Genomic DNA, 20,580 nt, shown 5'->3' with positions numbered 1-20,580 from the left:
CCCGGCGGAAGCCGGGCTTTTTCGTATTGCTCACTGGTGAGGGCGCTTCCCCGGCCCGGCGCAGCGCGCCGGGCGTTCGCGCAGATGCGCGGCAGTGCCGCGCAAGCAATCTGCGCTCACCCCTGTGGATTGAAGCTGATCTCGCGACGCGTGGTCACCGGCGAGGCCACCGGCTGGAAGCGCCAGCGGCGCACGGCGTTGACCGCTTCGCGATCGAACACGCGGGCCGGATTCGAACGCACCACGCGTGCGGCGGTGACGGTACCGTCGGTACCGACCGTGTACTCGACCAGCACCGAACCGGACTGACCGGCGCGCAGGGCTTCCGGTGGGAACTTCGGCGCCGGCATCGAAATCGGTCGCAGGTCCGACGCGCTCGGTGCCGCGGCCGCGGACGACGCGGCGCGCTGTTCGGCGGCGCGGCGATCGGCGGCGGCCTTTTCGGCAGCAACCTTGTCCGCAGCGGCCTTGTCGGCAGCGGCCTTGTCCGCGGCGGCCTTGTCGGCGGCCTTGTCCGAAGCGGCCTGCTGCGTCGCCAGTTTCTTCGCAGCGTCTTCCTGCTGCTTCTTCTGGTCGGCCAGGCGCTGGTCTTCGAGCGCCTTCTGGCGCTTGGCTTCTTCTTCCGCGGTCAGGGCCTGCGCGCGCTGGGCGGCGGTGGCCTGCTGGGCGGCGATGCTGGCCTTGAGGCGGGCCAGCGCCGGGTGCTGCGGGTCGGCCTTCTCGAGCAGGGCCGACAGGCGGTTGGCTTCGCTGAAGTCGTCGCGGTTGACGCTCTGCTCGATCGCGATGACGGTCATCGGCAACAAGTCGGTCAACGCGCTGGCAACAGCGGCGTCGGCCTGGGTCTTGTCGCGCAGGGCGAGGTAGTACTCGACGGCGTTGTCGCCGGCCGGCGCATACAGGCGGTTCTCCGCATAGGCCTTGCTGGCGGCTTCGCGCAGCTGGTCGGCGGTCATGGCGGCGACCTGCGACGACACCGCGGTGGCCGGTGTCGGCGCCGGGGCGGTGGCTGGCGTGGCGGCGGTGGTGGCGGCCTGTTCGGCGGGCTGGTCCTTGCCGCACGCGGCGAGCACGAGACCGGCGGCGAGCACGGCTATGAACTGGAGCGTGGCGGGCCGGCGCATCGGCCGGGCCTCGGAATGGTTCGAAATCATGTTTTTAAGTCCCCTGGAGTGCGGCGAATCAAGGTGCGCACAGCGCAAGTGACACCCGCCCCGTGACCTTTGTCAAGCGCGTATTGGGTTCAGGTTTGCAAGGGTCGCGGGACCCGGCGAGATTTGCGACGCCGTTTCACTTTCCGATGCAAAAGCTGGAAAAAATGTGACCAAGAAGGTCATCCGCGCGGACATGGCCGGTGATTTCACCGAGCGCGTCATGGGCCTGGCGCAGCGACTCCGCGGCGAGGTCGAGGGCCTCCTGGTCGAGCTGCGCGCGGGCCAGCGCGAATTCGTCCCGGGCCTGGCGCAGGGCGTCGACATGGCGCGCACGGGCGGTGAACGCGCCTTCGCCTGCCGCGCCTTCCCCCTGCGCCAGCGCGCGCAGGCGCGCGTGCAGGGCGTCCAGTCCCTGGCCGGTGCGCGCGGACACCTGCAGGTGCTCGGCATCGTCGCCGGGGCTGGCCGCCGGCAACAGGTCGGCCTTGTTGTGCAGCCACAGGCGCCGCGGAACGCCGGCGATGGCATCGGCGACCGCGCCGCGTCCGGCGTCCACGTCGCGTGCGTCCAGCACCACGATGGCGAGATCGGCGCGTTCGAGCTCGCCGCGCGCGCGCCGCATGCCTTCGCGTTCGATGGCGTCGCCGCCCTCGCGCAGGCCTGCTGTGTCGACCAGGGTGAGTTCGACGCCATCGATGCGCACGACCTCATGGAGCAGGTCGCGCGTGGTGCCGGCGATGTCGGTGACGATGGCGCGATCGCTGCCGGCGAGCGCATTGAGCAGCGAACTCTTGCCGGCATTGGGTGGACCGACGATCACCGCATGCAGTCCATCGCGCAGACGCCGGCCGCGTTCGGCGGCAGCCAGAAGATCGTCGAGCGCCTGCATGGCGGCGGCGCAGCGTGCGCGCAATTGCGCGCCGCCAAGGGTGTCGATGGGCTCGTCGGCGAAATCGATCGCGGCTTCGACGTGCACGCGGATGGCGAGCATGTCCGCGGCGAGGGCATCGACCCGGCGCGAGAACTCGCCTTCGAGCGCGCGCCGGGCCGCACGCGCGGCATTGGCATCGGCGGCGGCGATGAGGTCGGCGACGGCTTCGGCCTGGGCCAGGTCCAGCTTGCCGTTGAGGAAGGCACGCTCGCTGAACTCGCCGGGGCGGGCGCGACGCGCGCCGAGTTCGACGCAGCGTTGCAGCAGCAGTTCCAGCACTACCGGGCTTCCGTGTGCCTGCAGTTCCACCACGTCTTCACCGGTGTAGCTGGCGGGCGCCTCGAAGAACAGGGCGATGCCATCGTCGATGGTGACGCCGTCGGCGCTGCCGAAGCGGGCGTAATGCGCATGACGCGGTTTCAGGTGCAGGCGGCACAGCGCTGCAGCGATCGCATGCGCGCGCGCGCCGGACAGGCGCACGATGCCGACGCCACCCGCGCCGGGCGCGGTGGCGATCGCGGCGATGGTGTCGCGGCTGGCCAGGCTCATGGGCTTATCGTCGCAGATGCGGCGATGACTGCGTGACGCGGCGCGTGGTCGTCCGCGCCACGCCCCAAACAGCAAGCCCGCCGGATGGCGGGCTTGGTTGTGTCATCGGATAACCGCACGACTCAGGCGGTCGCCTTCGCCGGTTCCTCGGCGTAGCGCCGGGTCATCCACCACTGCTGCAGCAGGCTCAAGCCACCGTTGGTGATCCAGTACAGCACCAGGCCGGCCGGCATGAAGGCGAACAGCACGCCGAACACCAGCGGCATGAACTGCATCATCTTCTGCTGCATCGGATCCATGCCCGGCGCCTGCGGCGCGAGCTTCTGCGTGAACCACATCACCGCGAGGTTGATGACCGGCAGGATGAAGTAGGGGTCGCGCGCGGTCAGGTCGGTGATCCAACCCATCCACGGGGCGTGGCGCAGCTCGACCGACTCCGACAGCATCCAGTACAGGCACAGGAACACCGGCATCTGCACCAGGATCGGCAGGCAGCCGCCGACCGGATTGATCTTCTCCTTCTTGTACAGCTCCATCATCGCCATCTGCAGCTTCTGCTTGTCGTCGCCGTAGCGCTCCTGCAGCTGCTTGATGCGCGGCTGGAACTTGCGCATCTTCGCCATCGACTTGTACTGCGCGGACGACAGCGGAAACATCACGGCCTTGATCAGCACGACCAGGCCGACAATCGACCAGCCCCAGTTGCCCAACAGGCCGTGGAGCTTGTCGAGTACCCAGAACAGCCAGCCGGCAAGCGTTGCGGCCCACGCATAGGAAGAGAAGTCGACCGCTCGGTCGAGGCCCTTCACCTGCTGCGCATCGATCTGCTTGACCAGCTTCGGCCCGACCCACAGGCGCGCGGTCGTCACGTCCTTGCCGCCGGCGGCGACGGCGAACGACGGACCCCGGGCCTCGATCGTGTAGCGATTGCCCTGCTGGCCCAGTGCGTACAGCGCCGGCTGGTCCTTCTGCGGGATCCAGGCGGCGAAGAAGTGGTGCTGCAACATGCCGACCCAGCCGCCGGTCACCTGCTCGTCCAGCGCCTCGCCGGCGAACTTGTCGAACTTGCGCTTCTCGTACTCGCTGCCGTTGAACCAGGCGGCGCCCTGGAAGCTGTATTTCTCGGCATTCATCGGACCGCTGCTGGCGATCGCGCGCGGCACGCGGCTGAGCTGGCGATAGATGTAGCCCTGCCACGGCGTGGCGCCGGCGTTGGCGACTTCATCGCGCACCTGCACGACGTAACTGCCGCGCTGGAAGGTGAAGGTGCGGCGGATCGTCACGCCGTTGGACCCGGACCACACGAACGGCACACTGAGTTCCTGCTTGCCGTCGAGCTGGTAATCGCGCGCGCCTTCGGCGCGGAACGTTCCCTCTTGCCCGGGTGCGATCCCGCCGGTGCTGGTCCAGCCGCTGCGCGCGACGAAGTAGTGCGCATCGTCGTTCGCGAACAGGCGCACCGGCTCGCTGTTGGCGGCGGCGAGGGTCGGATACTTCAACAGGTCGGCCTGGCGCAGTTCGCCGCCGTCGAGAACGACGTGCAGCACGTCGGTGGTGATTTCGACCGGTTCACTTCCCGGCGCGACGGCGTTGGCCACGCCCGGCGTGGCCGCGGGGACGCTGCCCGGCGCGGCGGGCACGGCAGTGGCAGCCGCGGGGACCGGTGCGGTGGAGGCCGGGACGCGGGCGTCATTCGCCACCACGGCCGCGGTGTCGGCCGTCGGTGCGGCCTTTTCCTTGCCCCACTCCATCCACAGCAGGGTCGCCACCATCAGCCAGGCGAAGATAAGGAAAAGGCGGGTCTGATTCATGGGGCAGGCAGGCTCGGCCGACACGCAGGGTCGGCACAGTCAGGGGGAATTGGGGTCGGGCTCGTTCGATGCAAGCGCGTCCGGCGCGGGCGGCATTGTGCAGGGCACGGGTGCCACGGGCAACGCGCCATGGCGGCGCAGCAGATCAAGAAAATGACGCTCGAGCTGTTCCCGAGTGGCTGCACGCGCGGCCGGGCGCGCAACGACCACATAGTCGCCCGCGGCGAGGTCCGCGCGGTGCTGGCGGAATACCTCGCGCAAGGCGCGTTTGATGCGGTTGCGGCCGACGGCGTGGGGGTCGACCTTGCGCGACACTGCCAGCCCGAGCCGGGCAGGCACGTCGCTGGCATGCCAATGCACGGCCAGCCGCGGCGTGGCCTGGCGGCGACCCTGTTCGAAGATGCGATCGAAATCCGCACGCGCGCGCACCCGCGCAGTGCGCGGGAAGCGGGAGGTCATCGGAGTCATGCGGCCGCCGCTGTGGCGTCCGTCGACAAGTCAGCTAGAGCGAAACCGGCCAGGCCGAAACTGGCCAGGCCAGAACCGGACGCAGCGGCTTGCGCTCAGGCGCAAAGACGCTTGCGGCCCTTGGCGCGACGACGCGCGAGGATCTTGCGGCCATCGGCCGTCGCCATGCGGGCACGGAAGCCGTGGTCGCGCTTGCGCTTGAGGTTGCTGGGCTGGTAGGTGCGCTTGGTGGCCATGGGCGGCTCGGCGTGAACGGCGGAAAAGACCGCGGATTCTAGCGGGGTCATGGGACCCGGGTCAACCCGGGACTGGGCCGCGGTTTGGGACAGCGCGCTGGGGCAGCGCGCGCGCCGGTCAGGTTTCGCCCAACCCATCCCCCCAACCAAAACGGATGCGACACGCGCCGACGGATGATAGTCTGGCCCGCCCCCGTCCTGTCTGCATCGCGATGTCTTGTCATCGCGTGCGGCAGCGCTTTCCCTGCCTTCTGGGCGAAATTTTATCGACTGCGTGGTCCCCGATCTCAAGATGGAAGCCTGGCCCCGCTGCCTCGAACGCCTGGAAGCCGAATTCCCGGCCGAAGACGTCCACACCTGGCTCAAGCCGTTGCAGGCCACGCGCCGCGACCATGTGACCGTGCTGTACGCGCCCAACGCCTTCGTGGTCGAACACGTGCGTGCGCGCTACCTCGGCCGCATCCGCGAACTGCTCAGCCACTTCGCCGGCAGCGACGAGGTCCAGCTGGAAATCGGCACTCTGCCGCGCGCGTCCGCGCCGGCGCCCCTGACCGAGTCCATCCCGGTCCGCGGCGGCGCCGAACCCATGCGCAGCGAGCCCTTCGAGGGCAACCTCGACGCCCACTACACCTTCGACAATTTCGTCGAGGGGCGGAGCAACCAGCTCGGTCGCGCCGCGGCGCTGCAGGCTGCGGCACGTCCCGGCGACCGCGCCCACAATCCACTGCTGCTGTATGGCGGCACCGGCCTGGGCAAGACCCACCTGATGTTCGCCGCCGGCAACGCGATGCGCGCTGCCAATCCGAACATGCGCGTGTTGTACCTGCGCAGCGAGCAGTTCCTGGCGTCGCTGATGAAGGCGTTGCAGGACCGCACCAATGGCATGGCCGCGTTCAAGCGGCAGTTCCAGCAGGTCGATGCGCTGCTGATCGACGACATCCAGTTCTTCGCCGGCAAGGACCGCACCCAGGAAGAGTTCTTCCACACCTTCAACGCGCTGATCGATGGCAAGCAGCAGATCATCCTGACCTGCGACCGCTTCCCGCGCGAAGTCGAAGGCCTGGAGCCGCGGCTGAAATCGCGCCTGGGTTGGGGCCTGTCAGTGGCGATCGATCCGCCCGACTTCGAGACGCGCGCACAGATCGTGCTGTCCAAGGCACGCGAGCGCGGTGCGCACATCCCCGAGGACGTCGCATTCCTGCTCGCCAAGAAGATGCGCAGCAACGTGCGCGACCTGGAAGGCGCGCTCAATACGCTGGCGGCGCGCGCCAACTTCACCGGCCGCACCATCACCACCGAGTTCGCGCAGGAAACCTTGCGTGACCTGCTGCGCGCGCAGCAACAGGCGATAGGTATCCCCAACATCCAGAAGGTGGTGGCGGATTACTACGGCCTGCAGATCAAGGATCTGCTCGGCAAGCGGCGTACGCGTTCACTGGCGCGTCCGCGTCAGATGGCGATGGCGCTGGCCAAGGAATTGACCGAGCACTCCCTGCCCGAGATCGGCGACGCCTTCGCCGGCCGCGACCACACCACCGTGCTGCATGCCTGCCGCCAGATTCGTGGCCTGCTCGAGACCGACGGCAAGCTGCGCGAGGATTGGGACAAGCTGATCCGCAAGCTCAGCGAGTAGATCCCGGCGCCTCCGGGACGCTGCCGCACCCGGCCCGCATCGCCAGCCCTTGTGCCCGGACCAGCTCCGGGCCGCAATATTTTCCGTTCCCCGCTGCGCTCCATGGCCGCGGCGCGGTATCGTTCACACCACGCGGTCGCGACCTGTGGGCAAACGCCTGCCAGGCGCCCGCGCACGACGCTCCAGACGTTTTCAATCCGGTGGATAAGCGGTGGATGACGCCGCTTGCGCACAGGGTGCTGCGGACGAGTTGCGTACAAGTTGTGGACAAGTCGACCGCGGTACGCCCCGGAGAAAGTTGTCCACAGCTTGTGCCCCGGCTGGCCTGGGGTTTCCACAAGGTTTTAACTTTGTTTTTTCCTAATTAAATCAAAGGCTTGATGCTGTTTTCAGCGTTTTAGCGCTGCTCCATCATCACCATGCTTTTGATTTATTCACTACTTTTGTTTTGGTAAGGGGAGCGTCATCGATGCGTTTCAGCCTGCAACGCGAAGTGTTCCTGAAACCATTGGCGCAAGTCGTCAATGTCGTTGAGCGTCGGCAAACCCTGCCGGTCCTCGCCAACCTGCTGGTCCAGGTCAAAGCCGGACAGCTCTCACTGACGGGTACCGATCTCGAGGTCGAGATGGTGTCGCGGATAGGTGTAGACGACGCGCAGGATGGCGAGACCACGATCCCGGCCCGCAAGCTGTTCGAGATCGTCCGCGCCCTGCCTGATGGCAGCAAGGTCACCGTCTCGCAAGCGGCGGAGAAGATCACGGTGCAGGCGGGTCGCTCCCGCTTCACGCTATCCACCCTGCCCGCCAACGACTTCCCCTCGATCGACGAGGTCGAGGCGACCGAGCGTGTGCGCGTACCCGAAGCGAGCCTGAAGGAGCTAATCGAACGCACGGCGTTCGCCATGGCCCAACAGGACGTGCGCTACTACCTCAACGGCCTGCTCTTCGATTTGCGCGAGACCTCGCTGCGTTGTGTGGCCACCGACGGCCACCGCCTGGCCTTGTGTGAAGCCCCCCTCGATGCCGGCGCCAGTACCAAGCGCCAGATCATCGTGCCGCGCAAGGGCGTGACCGAGCTGCAACGCCTGCTTGAAGGCGGCGAGCGCGAACTGGAACTGGAAATGGGCCGCAGCCATCTGCGGGTGAAACGCGACGATGTCACCTTCACCAGCAAACTGATCGACGGCCGCTTTCCCGATTACGAGGCCGTGATCCCGATCGGTGCGGACAAGGAAGTGCGGATCGACCGCGAGGTGCTGCGCGCATCGCTTCAGCGCGCCGCGATCCTGTCCAACGAGAAGTACCGCGGCGTACGCATCGAAGTGTCGCCGGGCCAGCTCAAGATCAGCGCGCACAACCCCGAGCAGGAAGAGGCGCAGGAAGAGGTAGAAGCCGAAACGCGCGTCAGCGATCTGGCCGTGGGCTTCAACGTCAACTACCTGCTCGATGCCCTGACTGCCTTGCGCGATGAGAACGTGGTGCTGGCCCTGCGCGACGCCAATTCATCGGCGATGGTGCGGGAGGCGTCGAATGAGCGCTGCCGCCATGTCGTGATGCCCTTGCGCCTCTGATCCAGGCCTGAATGTTTCACGTGGAACGCCCAGCCCCGGCTGGGCGTTTTCTTTTGGGGCTCTCCTCCTTGTCCGGTTCCACCTGCACACTAGAGTCCACCCATGCACGTCACCCGCCTCGACCTCCGCAACCTGCGGCGTTTTTCCGACGCCAGCCTGCGACCTGCCGCAGGGGTCAACCTGATCATCGGGGACAACGGCGCCGGCAAGACCAGCATCCTGGAAGGCCTGCACCTGATGGCCTACGGCCGCAGCTTCCGCGGGCGAGTCCGGGACGGCCTTGTGCAGGCCGGCGCGCCGGCGCTGGAGATCTTCGTGGAATGGGAAGAGCGGGCAAGCCGCACCGGCGGGGAGTCGCTTCGTTCCCGCAAGGCCGGGTTGCGCCATAGCGGGCAGGACTGGTCCGGTCGGCTGGACGGCAGTCCGGTCGCACATCTGGGCGAACTCTGCGCCGCGTTGGCCGTGGTCAGCTTCGATCCCGGCAGCCACGTCCTGATCAGTGGCGGTGGCGAGCCGCGCCGACGCTTCCTGGATTGGGGTTTGTTCCACGTGGAACCCGACTTCCTGCCGCTGTGGCGTCGCTACTCTCGGGCGCTGCGCCAACGCAATGCCCTACTGAAGTCGCGCGCGACCAGCGCCCAGCTCGATGCCTGGGACGCTGAACTGGCGGACGCCGGGGAGCCGCTGTCTGTTCACCGACAGAGTTACCTGGAGGCGTTGCAGCCCCACTACGCAACCCTGCTGGCCGACCTGGCCCCACAGGTTGGACATGGCTCGCTGCAGTACCAGCCCGGCTGGCGCCGGGACGACCTGTCCCTACTGGATGCGCTGCTGGTGAATCGCGACCGGGATCAGGCCAGTGGCCATACGTCGGTGGGTCCCCATCGCGCCGACTGGTCCCTGGCGTTCTCCGCTGTACCGGGTCGCGAGGCCCTGTCGCGTGGGCAGGCAAAGCTCACGGCGCTCGCCGCCCTGCTGGCCCAGGCCGGGCACTATGCGGCCCACCGCGGCGAGTGGCCGGTGGTCGCGCTCGACGACCTGGCCTCGGAGCTCGACCGGCATCACCAGCGGCGTGTGCTCGACCGGCTGCTGGCCTGCTCGGCCCAGGTGTTTGTCACCGGAACGGAGCGGCCACCGGGACTGACGGACGTTTCGGCCCCCATCACGGTGTTCCACGTGGAACAGGGCCTGGTCGGTCCGGCCTAAGCCGGCCAGCAAGCTGGCTGCTCGCCAACCCAACGCCCGTGCGCGCCGCCCCGGGACCCCAGAAGCCGCTTGCCCCGGCTATACTCCACACACGTATTTTCATGTGTCTCGGTGTGATGCCTGGCCCCGGCCAGACCACGCACCGCCGGAGCCTGCTGCACCTCATGACCCAGATCGAACACGATCCCGCGAACGTCCCGACTCCCGTCGCCCCCTCCCAGACCTACGACTCCAGCAAGATCACCGTCCTGCGTGGTCTGGAAGCCGTGCGCAAGCGTCCGGGCATGTATATCGGCGATGTGCACGACGGCACCGGCCTGCACCACATGGTCTTCGAGGTCGTGGACAACTCGATCGACGAGGCCCTGGCCGGGCACGCGAACGAAGTCATCGTGACCCTGCACGAGGATGGCTCCTGCTCGGTGTCCGACAACGGTCGCGGCATCCCGGTCGACATCCACAAGGAAGAAGGCGTATCCGCGGCCGAGGTGATCCTCACCGTGCTGCATGCCGGCGGCAAGTTCGACGACAACAGCTACAAGGTTTCCGGCGGCCTGCACGGCGTGGGTGTGTCGGTGGTCAACGCGCTGTCCGAGCACCTGTGGCTGGACATCTGGCGCGACGGCGGCCATCACCGCCAGGAATACGCGCTGGGCGAGCCGCTGTACCCGCTCAAGCGCCTCGAGGATTCGAGCAAGCGCGGCACCCTGCTCCGCTTCAAGCCGTCGGTCGAGATCTTCACCGACGTCGAATTCCATTACGACATCCTGGCCAAGCGCCTGCGCGAACTGAGCTTCCTCAACTCGGGCGTCAAGATCACGCTTATCGACGAGCGCGGTGAAGGCAAGCGCGACGTCTTCCAGTACGAGGGCGGCATCCGCTCCTTCGTCGAGCATCTGGCCCAACTGAAGACCCCGCTGCACCCGAATGTCATCTCAGTGTCTGGTGAGATGAATGGCATCACCGTGGACGTCGCCCTGCAGTGGACCGATGCCTACCAGGAAACGATGTTCTGCTTCACCAACAATATTCCGCAGAAGGACGGCGGTACCCACCTGATCGGCTTCCGTGCCGCGCTCACGCGCACGCTGAGCAATTACATCGAACAGAACGGCATCGCCAAGCAGGCCAAGATCACCCTGTCCGGCGACGACATGCGCGAAGGCATGATTGCGGTGCTGTCGGTCAAGGTGCCGGATCCGAGTTTCTCCTCGCAAACCAAGGAGAAACTGGTCAGTTCCGAGGTCAGGCCGGTCGTTGAAAGCACGTTCGGTGCACGTTTGGAGGAATTCCTCCAGGAACACCCCAACGAAGCCCGCGCCATCGCCGGCAAGATCGTCGACGCCGCCCGCGCCCGCGAGGCTGCACGCAAGGCCCGCGACCTCACGCGTCGCAAGGGCGCGCTGGATATCGCCGGCCTGCCCGGCAAGCTCGCCGACTGCCAGGAGAAGGATCCGGCGCTGTCCGAACTGTTCATCGTCGAGGGTGACTCGGCGGGCGGCTCGGCCAAGCAGGGCCGCAACCGCAAGACCCAGGCGATCCTCCCGCTCAAGGGCAAGATCCTCAACGTCGAGCGCGCGCGCTTCGATCGCATGCTGGGTTCGGCCGAAGTGGGGACGCTGATCACCGCGCTCGGCACCGGCATCGGCAAGGACGAATACAACCCGGACAAGCTGCGCTACCACCGCATCATCCTGATGACCGACGCCGACGTCGACGGTTCGCACATCCGCACACTGCTGCTGACGTTCTTCTACCGGCAGATGCCGGAGCTGCTGGAGCGCGGGCACATCTACATCGGCCTGCCGCCGCTGTACAAGATCAAGCAGGGCAAGACCGAGCTGTATCTCAAGGACGATGCCGCGCTCGATGCCTACCTGGCCGGCAACGCAGTCGAAGGCGCCTCGCTGGTGCCCGCCGATGGCGAGCCGCCAATTACCGGCGAAGCGCTGGAAAAGCTGCTGCTGGCCTATGCCGGCGCTCGCGAAGCGATCGCGCGCAATGCGCATCGCTACGATCCGATCGTGCTTGAGTCGCTGATCGATTTCACTCCGCTCGATGCCGCCACGCTCGCCAGCAATACCGACGAGCGCCACGAACTCGACACGCTGCAGGCGCGCCTCAACCGCACCGGACTGGGCAAGCCGCGCTATCGCCTTGAGTTGCATCCGGCCACGGATGCGCGCCAGGCCGCACTGCTCGTGCATCGCACCCACATGGGTGTGGAGCACACCCAGGTGCTGCCGATGGCGGCATTCGAAGGCGGTGAACTGCGCGCGGTGCGCGAAGCCGCCGCGATGCTGCATGGCCTCGTCCGTGCCGGCGCGAAGATCGTGCGCGGCAATCGCGAACAGCCGGTTCTGAGCTTCGCCGAAGCGCAGGCGTGGCTGCTCGAGGAAGCCAAGAAAGGCCGCCAGATCCAGCGCTTCAAGGGCCTGGGTGAAATGAACCCCGAGCAGCTGTGGGATACCACGGTCAATCCGGAAACGCGCCGCCTGCTGCAGGTACGCATCGAGGACGCCGTGGCCGCCGACCAGATCTTCTCCACGCTGATGGGGGACGTGGTCGAACCGCGCCGCGAGTTCATCGAAGAGAACGCGCTGAAGGTCGCCAACCTGGACGTCTGAAGATCGCGTCGCGGTCGCCCGCGTCGCGGGCGCTGTGGCGCTGCGCGACCCTACAACGTTGACAACGCGTTAATCCCTCGCGGTCTACAACGCGGATTACCCATTCAGGAAGTTGCCGATGAAGCGTCTGTTGCTTGCGGTCGCCGTTTCCACGCTCCTTGCAGGTTGCGCCACCACCACGTCGCCCACCGGCCGAACCCAGGTCGTCGGTGGCGTGTCCGAAGAACAGCTTGCGCAACTCGGCGCGGAAGCCTTCGCCGAAACCAAGGCCAAGACCCCGCAAAGCACCGACAGCCGCCAGAGCGCCTACGTGCGCTGTGTGGTGCAACGCGTGGTGGAGCAGCTACCGCCGGACTGGCAGAACATCGGCTGGGAAACAGCAGTATTCGTCGACGACTCGCCCAACGCATTCGCGTTGCCGGGCGGCAAGGTAGGCGTCAACACCGGGATCTTCACGGTCGCCAAGAACCAGGATCAACTGGCTGCCGTGGTCGCGCATGAAGTAGGCCACGTCTATTCCCATCACCACAACGAACGCATCACCAAGCAGATGGGAACGCAGGGCGCGCTGCAGATGCTGGGCGCGCTCGCGGGCGCACGCTATGGCGAAGGCGCGGCGAACGCGGTCGTGCAGGGCGGCGGCATCGCGGCGCAGGCCGGTTTCCTGCTGCCCAATTCGCGCACGCAGGAAACCGAAGCCGACGTCGTCGGCCAACAGCTCATGGCACGCGCCGGTTTCGATCCGCGCCAGGCGGTCAACCTCTGGCAGAACATGATCGCGGCGAGCCGCAGCCATCCGCCGGAATGGCTGTCGACGCACCCCAATCCCGAAACCCGGATCCAGGAACTCGGCAGCCGCGCCACCAGCCTGGTGCCCGTCTACGAACAGGCCCGCGCCACTGGCCACACCCCCAAGTGCGGCTAAACACGGACACAAAGAGCAAAACTGACCCCATATCGCCGGCACGGGCGTTTCTGTTAGCGTGACGGCCCCCTGACCCGGCGCTTCTCGACCCGGGCCGCACCAACCGCAACATAGGTGACTAATGAAAGCCATCTCTTCTCATCGCACCGTCCTGGCCGCCACCGTCGCAGCCGTGCTCGCCCTGGGTGCGGTTTCCCAGGTCAGTGCGCAGAGCGCCGCCCAGCAGCGTCGTGCCGACCGCGAAGCAGCCAAGGCCAGCAAGCAGGGCAAGGAAGAAAAGGCAACCATCACCTATCCGAACGCGACGCGTCAGGAGCCTGGCGCGAAGGCCTCGGCCAAGGCCTCGCCGAAGCTGCAGAAGATGATGAAGTTGTACGACGACGAGAAGCCGGCCGAAGCGCGTGCGATCGCCGACGAGATCATCGGCACCGAGGCCTTCAATGCCTATGACCATGCCTTCGCCGCACAGATCGCTGCGCAGATCGCGTACGAGGCCGACGACGCCAACGGCGCGATCGCCTACCTGGACAAGGCGATGGCCTTCAACGGCCTGGACAACAACAGCCACTACAACGCCATGCTGATGAAGGCGCAGCTGCAGTTGCAGGAAGACAAGTACGCCGACGGCCTCACCACCATCGATCAGTTCCTCAGCGAAACCAAGAGCCAGCAGCCGGAACATCTGGTGATCAAGGGCAATGCCCTGTACCGGCTCGAGAAGTACCCCGAGGCCGCGGCCGTCCTCAAGCAGGCCATCGACGCCTCGCCCGAACCCCGCGCCGACTGGCAGCAGCTGCTGATGGCGGCCTACGCCGAAAGCGGCCAGGGCGACCAGGCGATCGCCATGGCCGAAAAGGTCGCGGCCAAGAGCCCGACCGACAAGCGTGCGCAGATGAACCTCGTGGCGGTCTACCTGCAGGCCGACAAGTACGACAAGGCGTCCGTGGTCCTGGAAAAGCTCCGCGCCGCCGGTCAGTTCACCGAGGACCGCGACTACCGCCAGCTCTACTCCACCTACCTCAACAGCGAGGGCAAGGAGAAGCAGGCCGCAGGCGTCATCCAGGAGGGTCTCGACAAGGGCATCCTCAAGCCCGACCACCAGTCCTACCTGGCGCTGGCGCAGTCCTACTACTTCTCCGAACAGCCCGGTCCGGCCATCGAGGCCTACAAGAAGGCCGCGCCGCTGGATGACGATGGCGAGACCTATCTCAACCTTGCCCGCCTGCTCTGGCAGGAGGCCCGCATCCCCGAAGCGAAGGAAGCGGCCAAGCAGGCCATCGCCAAGGGCCTGAAGAAGCCCGATGACGCCAAGAAAATTCTGGCGCTGCCGGCGAAATAAGAGCCAATTAAGAGTCGCAGAGCACAAAATACCGCTTCGCGCTTGGAAGCCCGAGCGCGACTTGGTATATGCTAGGTGGTTCCTGCGTTCTCGCCGATGCGAGCGCCGGAATCGAACATCGCCCGAGGCGCCCTGGCGTCCGGAAAACTTCCCGAGCTACGGCGCATGACGCAAGCCTTCGAAATCCATACCCACGACGACGAGCCCGAAGGCCTTAACTGGGCGCGAATCACCGGCATCAGCATGGCGCTGGCCGTCCACGTCGGCGCCCTGCTGCTGCTGCTCGCTCCGCTGGCCGCCCCGCCGAGCGAGAAGGCCAAGGAAGAGACCACGATTGTGAATATCGTGCGTCCGCCGCCGCCGCCCCCGCCGCCGCCGCCGCCGCCGCCGGAAGAGCCCAAGCCGCAGCCGGTCCGCCAGCTGTCGCCGCCGCAGCCCACGCCGTTGCCGCCGCCGCCTGAGCAGCCGCCGATCGAGGTCGAAGACCCGAGCCCGGTCGACCTGCCGCCGGTGCCGCCGTCGCCGCCGGCTCCGCCGCGTCCGAGCGAAACCATCGCCGGTTCGATCGATCCGTCCTCGCAGCGCATGAATCCGCCGGATTACCCGCCGGCCGCGGCTCGCGCCGGCGCCACCGGTACGGTCGTGCTGCTCGTCGACATCGACGCCCAGGGCAATGTCGTCAACGTGCGTGTGGAGAAGTCCAGCCGCAACCGCGACCTCGACCGTGCCGCCCAGGATGCTCCGCGCAAGAAGAAGTGGCGCTTCAACCCGGCCAAGGAAAATGGCCAGCCGGTGCCCAGCACCGTGCGCGTCCCGGTTGTCTTCAACTTCTAAGCTTTCAAACCCCGGCCTCCCGGCCGGGGAGCACTGTTGTAATTAGCAATTCCACCTTCCACGACTAAAAGGTAAGCGTCATGTTGCAGGAAACCACCGCCGCCGCCGCGGCCCAGACCGGGGGCTCCAATGCCGCCGCCCTGTCGCAGATGGGCTTTGGCAATCTGCTCCAGGAAATGGTTAGCAACCCGGGCCACTACGCCGTCTCCTGGGCTGTGCTTCTCACCCTCACCCTGATGTCGGTGCTGTCGATCTACTGGATCGTCACCAACTTCATCAAGAACGTGCGCCTGAAGGGCACCTCGGACCGCGTCATCAGCACGTTCTGGGAAACCCCGAACGCTCAGGACGCGATCCGATTCATGGAAGAGCAGCCGCGCTTCGAGCCGTTCTCCAAGATCGCCCTCGATGCCGCCCAGGCCGCCGCGCACCACCAGCGCCACGAAGGCTCGCGCCTGGTCGAGTCGCTGAACCGCTCCGAGTTCGTCGACCGCGCCCTGCGCCAGGGCGTGACCCGCGAATCCTCGCGCCTTGAGTCCGGCCTGACCGTGCTCGCCACCGTCGGTTCGACCGCGCCGTTCGTCGGCCTGCTCGGTACCGTGTGGGGCATCTACGGCGCGCTGATCCGCATCGGCGCCTCGGGCAACGCCTCGATCGACGCCGTCGCCGGTCCGGTGGGTGAAGCGCTGATCATGACCGCCCTCGGTCTGTTCGTCGCGATCCCGGCCGTGCTTGCGTACAACTTCTTCACCCGCCTGAACCGCGTTACGAACAACAAGTTCGATACGTTTGCCCACGACCTGCACGACTTCTTCGCCACCGGCTCGCGCGTCGGCGAAGTCGCCAAGCGCTGATCCCAGGTCACCAGTAGTCGTTTCGGAGTTCGGACATGGCTTTCAATTCTGGTAGTGGTGGCGGCCGCCCGATGGCGGAAATCAACGTCACGCCGCTCGTCGACGTGATGTTGGTGCTGTTGATCATCTTCATGATCACCGCACCGCTGATGACGCATAAGGTCAAGGTCGATCTGCCTGAGGCGAACCTGAACAAGCGCCAAGATGACATCATCAAGGTCACCCCGATCACCATCGCGGTCGAGGACACCGGTGCGCTGTACTGGAACGACGAACCGGTGACCAAGGGCGTGATCGAGAGCCGCTTCTCGGTCGAGGCGCAGAAGACCCCGCAGCCGCAGGTCAACGTACGTGGCGACAAGACCGCCAAGTACAAGCTGGTTCAGGAGGTCGTCCAGATCGCCCAGAACCAGGGCATGCGCAAGGTCGGTTTCGTGGCGATCAAGGATCGCTCGGGCCAGCCGTAACCGCTAACCGGAGAAATAGACATGGCATTTGCAAGTGGTTCCGGCGGCGGTCCTATGGCCGACATCAACGTCACGCCGCTCGTCGACGTGATGTTGGTGCTGTTGATCATCTTCATGGTCACCGCGCCGATCCTGTCCTATCCGATCGACGTCAACCTGCCGCAGCGTTCGTTGAACCAGCCGCCGCAGACGAAGGTCCCGCCGCCGCCGATCCGTCTGCGCATCGACGCCGCCGGCACGATCTTCTGGAACGATTCGCCGATCGATATGCGCGTGCTGCAGCAGCAGATGAACAATGAGGTCGCCAAGGACCCCACCAATCAGCCGCTGCTCGAAATTGATGTGAACCCGGATGCCGATTACGGCATCCTCGCCAAGGTGCTGGCACGGGCGAAGAATGCCGACATGCAGAAGATCGGCTTCGTCCAGCCGCAGTAAGCCTGGCAAACGTTTCAAGCGCTACCAACAGTCGTGAAACGCCGCCTCCGGGCGGCGTTTTTTTATGCGCGCTTCGCATGCCACCAGGTCCGCCGCGCGGCGCGACGGTCGCGCAACCCCATGCGCCCCTTGTCAACGTTGTGAAAACGGGCGTAGCGTGAAATCCAGGACCCGTCGCCCGGCGCATGCGAGGCCACCGGACGGATGAGTCCGCGCGGCGCTTCATTCGACACGACAGAGGGAGGGCACCATGGCAACTTCCATGTTTGCGGGCGATTCCGGTCGGGGTACGCAAGGCCGAGCGATGGCGGAGATGAACATCACGCCGCTGGTCGATGTGATGCTGGTGCTGCTGATCATCTTCATGGTGGCAGCGCCGATGGTGACGCGCTCGATCGACCTGCGCTTGCCGCAGACGTCGCCGCCGGGACCGCAGTCGATCAAACCGCCGCATCTCAGCCTCGGTGTGCGAGGCAGCGGCCAGTTCGTGCTGGATGGCGTCGCACTGAGCGAACGCGCGCTCGCATCGGCGCTGGGCGAAGCCGCGCGCGCGGCGCCCAATACGGTCGTGGATCTGTCCGTGAGTGGCGACGCCGACTACCAGGCGTTCACCACCGCGCTGGCCGTGGCCCGCAACAACGGCATCAGCAATATCGCGATGCAGTAGGCCTCGCCGACAGAACATCCAGCCATGGCGCGTTGAAAGACGCGCCATGCGCCTGGCGACTTTCACCCCGCCAGGATCGCCAGGTATCGCTTCACCGTCGCCGCGAGCCCGGCGTACAACGCCTCGCCGATCAGCGCATGCCCGATCGACACTTCCTGCACGTTCGGCACCGCGCGCAGGAACGCGCCCAGATTGTCCTGGCTGAGATCGTGCCCGGCATTCACCGCCAGGCCTTCCGCCTGGGCTCGACGCGCGGTCGCGGCAAAGCGCAGCAGCATGTCCCGGGCGTCGCCCGCGGCGTGCGCTTCGGCGTACGGCCCGGTGTACAACTCGACGCGATCCGCGCCGAGCGCCGCGGCCTGGTGCATGTCATCGCCACCTTCGCCGTGCGCGTCGGCGAACAGGCTGACGCGGCAGTGCAGCGCCTTCAGCTGGGCCACCAGCGGACGCAACGCGTCGGCGTCGCGCGCGAAATCAAAACCGTGGTCGGAGGTGAGCTGCGCATCGCCATCGGGCACCAGCGTCGCCTGCGCCGGACGCACCTGCTCGCACAAGGCGATGAAGCCGGGATAGCCGGCGCGTGGCGGCGCGAACGGATTGCCTTCGAGGTTGAACTCGACACCGTATTCGCGCGTGAGCTCGGCGAGCGCGAACACATCGTCCGCGCGGATGTGGCGCGCATCGGGACGCGGGTGCACGGTGATGCCGTGCGCACCGGCATCCAGGCAGGCGCGGGCGGCGCGGACCACGTCCGGTTCGTTGCCGCCGCGCGAATTGCGCAGCACCGCGATCTTGTTGACGTTGACGCTGAGGACGGTCATCGCCCGAAGTGTACCCGGCGATCGCGCACGGCCGCCGGGTACCGTGGCGCCGCGACGTTCCGGCGGATCAACCGCGCGGCGGTTCGTTCTGGGTGGCCGCTGCGAGACGGCGCGCTTCGGCCTGCTCGCGCAGGCGCCGCAGTTCTTCCGGATCCAGTATCAGCTGCTCGTCGCGCGCGCGGCTGCCGATGCGGTCGGACGCGAGCTTGAGGACGAAGGCGGCGAACATCGCCAGCGCCACCAGCAACGCGAACGCCAGGCCACCGGTCGTCGTAGCGGTGAACGCCATCCACAGGGCAGCAAGGGCAAGCACGAGGAACAACCAGGCCATGGGCGAACTCCCGAATACGCTGGGGGGCAGTTTACCGCGCCGGTTTGTTCGCGTTTTGTGCCGGAGCGCGCGGCCTCGGCCCGTCCGTCGCCGCGCCCCTGCCTTGTGGCCAGGCGGGCGGCGGGCGCTACAGCACCGGCGATACCAGCCGCGCCAGCGCTTCCGGCAGGCGCGTGGCGAACAGGGACTGCGAGCGGTCGACCGCCACGCAGCCCGAGGCCGCGCATTCGGTGTCCATCAAGGCCGCCAGGTCGGCGCACAGGGCGGCGTCGCGGAACATCAGCGACACCTCGAAATTGAGGCGGAAGCTGCGATGGTCGAAATTCGCGCTGCCGATTATGGCCAGGTCGTCATCGCACAGCAGCGCCTTGGTGTGCAGCATGCGCGGCCCGTATTCGTACACCCGCACGCCGGCCGCGAGCAGCTCGTCGAAGTAGGACCGCGCCGCCAGCGTGACCAGCCGGCTGTCGCTCCTGCGCGGTACCAGCAGGCGCACATCGAGTCCGCCCAGCGCCGCGGACGTCAGCGCCATGCGCGCGGCTTCGCCCGGTACGAAATAGGGCGTCGCCAGCCACACCCGCCGCTCCGCGGAATGGATCGCACCGACGTGCAGGCGATGGATCGCTTCCCACGACGAGTCCGGTCCCGATACCAGCACCTGCACCGGCACGTGTCCGCGCTGCGGGACGGGCAGGGGCAGGGTAATCGGCGGGTTTCCGGTGGCGTAGGCCCAGTCCTCGACGAAGACCAGCTGCAGCGAACTCACCACGTCGCCTTCGACGCGCACATGCAGGTCGCGGTAGGCGTCCGCGCGCAGGCGCTCGTCTTCCTCGTCGGTGATGTTGATGCCGCCGGTGTAGGCGATGCGGCCGTCGATCACCACGATCTTGCGATGGCTGCGCAGGTTGAGCCACGGCCGTTTCCACACCTGCAGGAAACGCGAGGGGTGGAACCACGCGAGTTCGCCACCCGCGGCGACGAGGTCATGGAAGAAACGCGCCGGCGTCTTGCCCGAACCCACCGCGTCCAGCAACAGCCGCACCTTCACCCCGGCACGCGCGCGCTCGATCAGGGCATCGCGCAATGCCGCGCCGGTTTGGTCCGGATAGAAGATGTAGTACTCCAGGTGCACGTGCTCCTGCGCGGCGGCGACATCGCGCAGCAGGGCGGAATACTTCGCGCCGCCGTCGACCAGCAGGCGCGCGTCGGTGGCGGACGTCGGCGGCAGGCCGGTCGTCGCCTGCCCCAGCCGTGCGAGTTCGATCGCGTCCGCGCTGGGCTTGAAGCCCTCGGGCGGGGGCGGCAGCTTGGCCTTCGCGCGGAAGCGCCGCAGGCGCTGCCGATGGATGCGCTGCGGACCGAGCCAGTAGTAGATGATGAAGCCGACGTACGGCAGGGCGGCGAGGCAGACCAGCCAGCTCAGCGTGGCCACGGGTTCGCGCTTCTGCAGCACGATCCAGCCACCCAGCCCCAACAGGTACACCGCCCACGCCAGGGACAGGTAGAGCTTCAGGTGCGGCACCGCGAGCAGGGCCGTCCACAAGTCGCTCAGGGCGTCGGGCATCGGTTCCGGTCGAGGGGATCGTCGCGGTGCGCGACGCGGAGAGCGTATCCCAAGCCGCGCCACACCCGTTCAGCGCGGCATCCACGCATTCAGAAAGCCGGGTTTGTCAGTTAGTAATATTGCTAATAACCTTGAGCCCCCTGACAGCATTGCCG

Annotated in this window: 19 protein-coding genes; 11 read left to right on the top strand and 8 right to left on the bottom strand. The window is 66.8% G+C overall.

The window, feature by feature from the left end:
* Positions 1-116: 116 nt before the first annotated feature.
* The 5 genes from ACYVGE_RS12545 to rpmH all read right to left on the bottom strand — a co-directional run bounded on the left by ACYVGE_RS12545 (position 117) and on the right by rpmH (position 5,149).
* The gene (locus ACYVGE_RS12545; RefSeq protein WP_460730579.1) at positions 117-1,124 is read right to left on the bottom strand and encodes an energy transducer TonB; all 1,008 of its coding nucleotides are present in this window, start codon (positions 1,122-1,124) and stop codon (positions 117-119) included.
* A 166-nt stretch (positions 1,125-1,290) separates the two neighbouring features.
* Positions 1,291-2,634: a tRNA uridine-5-carboxymethylaminomethyl(34) synthesis GTPase MnmE gene (gene mnmE / locus ACYVGE_RS12540; RefSeq protein WP_460730352.1), complete on the bottom strand. Its 1,344-nt coding sequence runs from the start codon at positions 2,632-2,634 to the stop codon at positions 1,291-1,293.
* A 122-nt stretch (positions 2,635-2,756) separates the two neighbouring features.
* Complete coding sequence (yidC, locus tag ACYVGE_RS12535; protein ID WP_460730350.1) at positions 2,757-4,445, bottom strand: membrane protein insertase YidC; 1,689 nt, start codon at positions 4,443-4,445, stop codon at positions 2,757-2,759.
* Positions 4,446-4,484: 39 nt separating this feature from the next.
* Positions 4,485-4,904, bottom strand: a complete 420-nt coding sequence (rnpA, locus tag ACYVGE_RS12530) for a ribonuclease P protein component (RefSeq protein WP_460730348.1) — start codon at positions 4,902-4,904, stop codon at positions 4,485-4,487.
* A gap of 104 nt (positions 4,905-5,008) precedes the next feature.
* Positions 5,009-5,149 carry a 50S ribosomal protein L34 gene (gene rpmH / locus ACYVGE_RS12525; RefSeq protein ID WP_031374044.1) on the bottom strand — a complete coding sequence of 47 codons (141 nt, stop codon included), beginning with the start codon at positions 5,147-5,149 and terminating at the stop codon, positions 5,009-5,011.
* Positions 5,150-5,441: 292 nt separating this feature from the next.
* On the opposite strand from rpmH, the gene dnaA reads away from it, so the two are divergent.
* From dnaA to ACYVGE_RS12470, 11 genes are all read left to right on the top strand, one after another.
* A complete protein-coding gene (dnaA, locus tag ACYVGE_RS12520) occupies positions 5,442-6,782 on the top strand; it encodes a chromosomal replication initiator protein DnaA (protein ID WP_460730346.1) in 1,341 nt (446 codons plus the stop codon).
* A gap of 469 nt (positions 6,783-7,251) precedes the next feature.
* Positions 7,252-8,352 (top strand): DNA polymerase III subunit beta, encoded by a 1,101-nt coding sequence (dnaN, locus tag ACYVGE_RS12515; protein ID WP_310054896.1) that lies wholly within the window; start codon positions 7,252-7,254, stop codon positions 8,350-8,352.
* A 102-nt stretch (positions 8,353-8,454) separates the two neighbouring features.
* A complete protein-coding gene (gene recF, locus ACYVGE_RS12510; protein ID WP_460730343.1) occupies positions 8,455-9,558 on the top strand; it encodes a DNA replication/repair protein RecF in 1,104 nt (367 codons plus the stop codon).
* Positions 9,559-9,722: 164 nt separating this feature from the next.
* The gene (gyrB, locus tag ACYVGE_RS12505) at positions 9,723-12,185 is read left to right on the top strand and encodes a DNA topoisomerase (ATP-hydrolyzing) subunit B (protein ID WP_457097095.1); all 2,463 of its coding nucleotides are present in this window, start codon (positions 9,723-9,725) and stop codon (positions 12,183-12,185) included.
* A gap of 118 nt (positions 12,186-12,303) precedes the next feature.
* On the top strand, positions 12,304-13,110 hold the full coding sequence (locus ACYVGE_RS12500) for a M48 family metallopeptidase (protein WP_460730341.1): 807 nt from the start codon (positions 12,304-12,306) through the stop codon (positions 13,108-13,110).
* Between the two features lie 121 nt (positions 13,111-13,231).
* A complete protein-coding gene (locus tag ACYVGE_RS12495) occupies positions 13,232-14,449 on the top strand; it encodes a tetratricopeptide repeat protein (RefSeq protein ID WP_460730339.1) in 1,218 nt (405 codons plus the stop codon).
* Between the two features lie 165 nt (positions 14,450-14,614).
* A complete protein-coding gene (locus ACYVGE_RS12490; RefSeq protein WP_310054891.1) occupies positions 14,615-15,283 on the top strand; it encodes an energy transducer TonB family protein in 669 nt (222 codons plus the stop codon).
* A gap of 80 nt (positions 15,284-15,363) precedes the next feature.
* Complete coding sequence (locus tag ACYVGE_RS12485) at positions 15,364-16,137, top strand: MotA/TolQ/ExbB proton channel family protein (protein WP_310054890.1); 774 nt, start codon at positions 15,364-15,366, stop codon at positions 16,135-16,137.
* 35 nt (positions 16,138-16,172) lie between these two features.
* Positions 16,173-16,604, top strand: coding sequence for an ExbD/TolR family protein (locus ACYVGE_RS12480; protein WP_460730336.1), 432 nt, complete (start codon positions 16,173-16,175; stop codon positions 16,602-16,604).
* A gap of 21 nt (positions 16,605-16,625) precedes the next feature.
* The gene (locus tag ACYVGE_RS12475; RefSeq protein ID WP_310054888.1) at positions 16,626-17,042 is read left to right on the top strand and encodes an ExbD/TolR family protein; all 417 of its coding nucleotides are present in this window, start codon (positions 16,626-16,628) and stop codon (positions 17,040-17,042) included.
* Between the two features lie 313 nt (positions 17,043-17,355).
* Positions 17,356-17,709 carry an ExbD/TolR family protein gene (locus ACYVGE_RS12470; RefSeq protein WP_460730334.1) on the top strand — a complete coding sequence of 118 codons (354 nt, stop codon included), beginning with the start codon at positions 17,356-17,358 and terminating at the stop codon, positions 17,707-17,709.
* Between the two features lie 62 nt (positions 17,710-17,771).
* Here the strand turns inward: ACYVGE_RS12470 and ACYVGE_RS12465 are convergent, their stop codons facing one another.
* From ACYVGE_RS12465 to cls, 3 genes are all read right to left on the bottom strand, one after another.
* Entirely contained in the window at positions 17,772-18,530 is a 759-nt protein-coding gene (locus tag ACYVGE_RS12465; RefSeq protein ID WP_460730332.1) for a pyridoxine 5'-phosphate synthase, read from the bottom strand.
* A gap of 67 nt (positions 18,531-18,597) precedes the next feature.
* The gene (locus ACYVGE_RS12460) at positions 18,598-18,861 is read right to left on the bottom strand and encodes a hypothetical protein (protein ID WP_457097087.1); all 264 of its coding nucleotides are present in this window, start codon (positions 18,859-18,861) and stop codon (positions 18,598-18,600) included.
* 127 nt (positions 18,862-18,988) lie between these two features.
* Positions 18,989-20,425, bottom strand: coding sequence for a cardiolipin synthase (gene cls / locus ACYVGE_RS12455; RefSeq protein ID WP_460730330.1), 1,437 nt, complete (start codon positions 20,423-20,425; stop codon positions 18,989-18,991).
* Positions 20,426-20,580 lie beyond the last annotated feature (155 nt).

It is taken from the genome of Lysobacter rhizosphaerae (assembly GCF_054779795.1).
Note: the sequence above shows the minus strand (reverse complement) of the source record. Positions and strands in the feature narration are given on the sequence as shown.

What these genes read in the sequence shown, in the direction of transcription:
- ACYVGE_RS12545 (WP_460730579.1), bottom strand. Translation starts at nt 1,124, where the DNA reads ATGCGCCGGCCCGCCACGCTCCAGTTCATAGCCGTGCTCGCCGCCGGT.
- mnmE (WP_460730352.1), bottom strand. Translation starts at nt 2,634, where the DNA reads ATGAGCCTGGCCAGCCGCGACACCATCGCCGCGATCGCCACCGCGCCC.
- yidC (WP_460730350.1), bottom strand. Translation starts at nt 4,445, where the DNA reads ATGAATCAGACCCGCCTTTTCCTTATCTTCGCCTGGCTGATGGTGGCG.
- rnpA (WP_460730348.1), bottom strand. Translation starts at nt 4,904, where the DNA reads ATGACCTCCCGCTTCCCGCGCACTGCGCGGGTGCGCGCGCGTGCGGAT.
- rpmH (WP_031374044.1), bottom strand. Translation starts at nt 5,149, where the DNA reads ATGGCCACCAAGCGCACCTACCAGCCCAGCAACCTCAAGCGCAAGCGC.
- dnaA (WP_460730346.1), top strand. Translation starts at nt 5,442, where the DNA reads ATGGAAGCCTGGCCCCGCTGCCTCGAACGCCTGGAAGCCGAATTCCCG.
- dnaN (WP_310054896.1), top strand. Translation starts at nt 7,252, where the DNA reads ATGCGTTTCAGCCTGCAACGCGAAGTGTTCCTGAAACCATTGGCGCAA.
- recF (WP_460730343.1), top strand. Translation starts at nt 8,455, where the DNA reads ATGCACGTCACCCGCCTCGACCTCCGCAACCTGCGGCGTTTTTCCGAC.
- gyrB (WP_457097095.1), top strand. Translation starts at nt 9,723, where the DNA reads ATGACCCAGATCGAACACGATCCCGCGAACGTCCCGACTCCCGTCGCC.
- ACYVGE_RS12500 (WP_460730341.1), top strand. Translation starts at nt 12,304, where the DNA reads ATGAAGCGTCTGTTGCTTGCGGTCGCCGTTTCCACGCTCCTTGCAGGT.
- ACYVGE_RS12495 (WP_460730339.1), top strand. Translation starts at nt 13,232, where the DNA reads ATGAAAGCCATCTCTTCTCATCGCACCGTCCTGGCCGCCACCGTCGCA.
- ACYVGE_RS12490 (WP_310054891.1), top strand. Translation starts at nt 14,615, where the DNA reads ATGACGCAAGCCTTCGAAATCCATACCCACGACGACGAGCCCGAAGGC.
- ACYVGE_RS12485 (WP_310054890.1), top strand. Translation starts at nt 15,364, where the DNA reads ATGTTGCAGGAAACCACCGCCGCCGCCGCGGCCCAGACCGGGGGCTCC.
- ACYVGE_RS12480 (WP_460730336.1), top strand. Translation starts at nt 16,173, where the DNA reads ATGGCTTTCAATTCTGGTAGTGGTGGCGGCCGCCCGATGGCGGAAATC.
- ACYVGE_RS12475 (WP_310054888.1), top strand. Translation starts at nt 16,626, where the DNA reads ATGGCATTTGCAAGTGGTTCCGGCGGCGGTCCTATGGCCGACATCAAC.
- ACYVGE_RS12470 (WP_460730334.1), top strand. Translation starts at nt 17,356, where the DNA reads ATGAACATCACGCCGCTGGTCGATGTGATGCTGGTGCTGCTGATCATC.
- ACYVGE_RS12465 (WP_460730332.1), bottom strand. Translation starts at nt 18,530, where the DNA reads ATGACCGTCCTCAGCGTCAACGTCAACAAGATCGCGGTGCTGCGCAAT.
- ACYVGE_RS12460 (WP_457097087.1), bottom strand. Translation starts at nt 18,861, where the DNA reads ATGGCCTGGTTGTTCCTCGTGCTTGCCCTTGCTGCCCTGTGGATGGCG.
- cls (WP_460730330.1), bottom strand. Translation starts at nt 20,425, where the DNA reads ATGCCCGACGCCCTGAGCGACTTGTGGACGGCCCTGCTCGCGGTGCCG.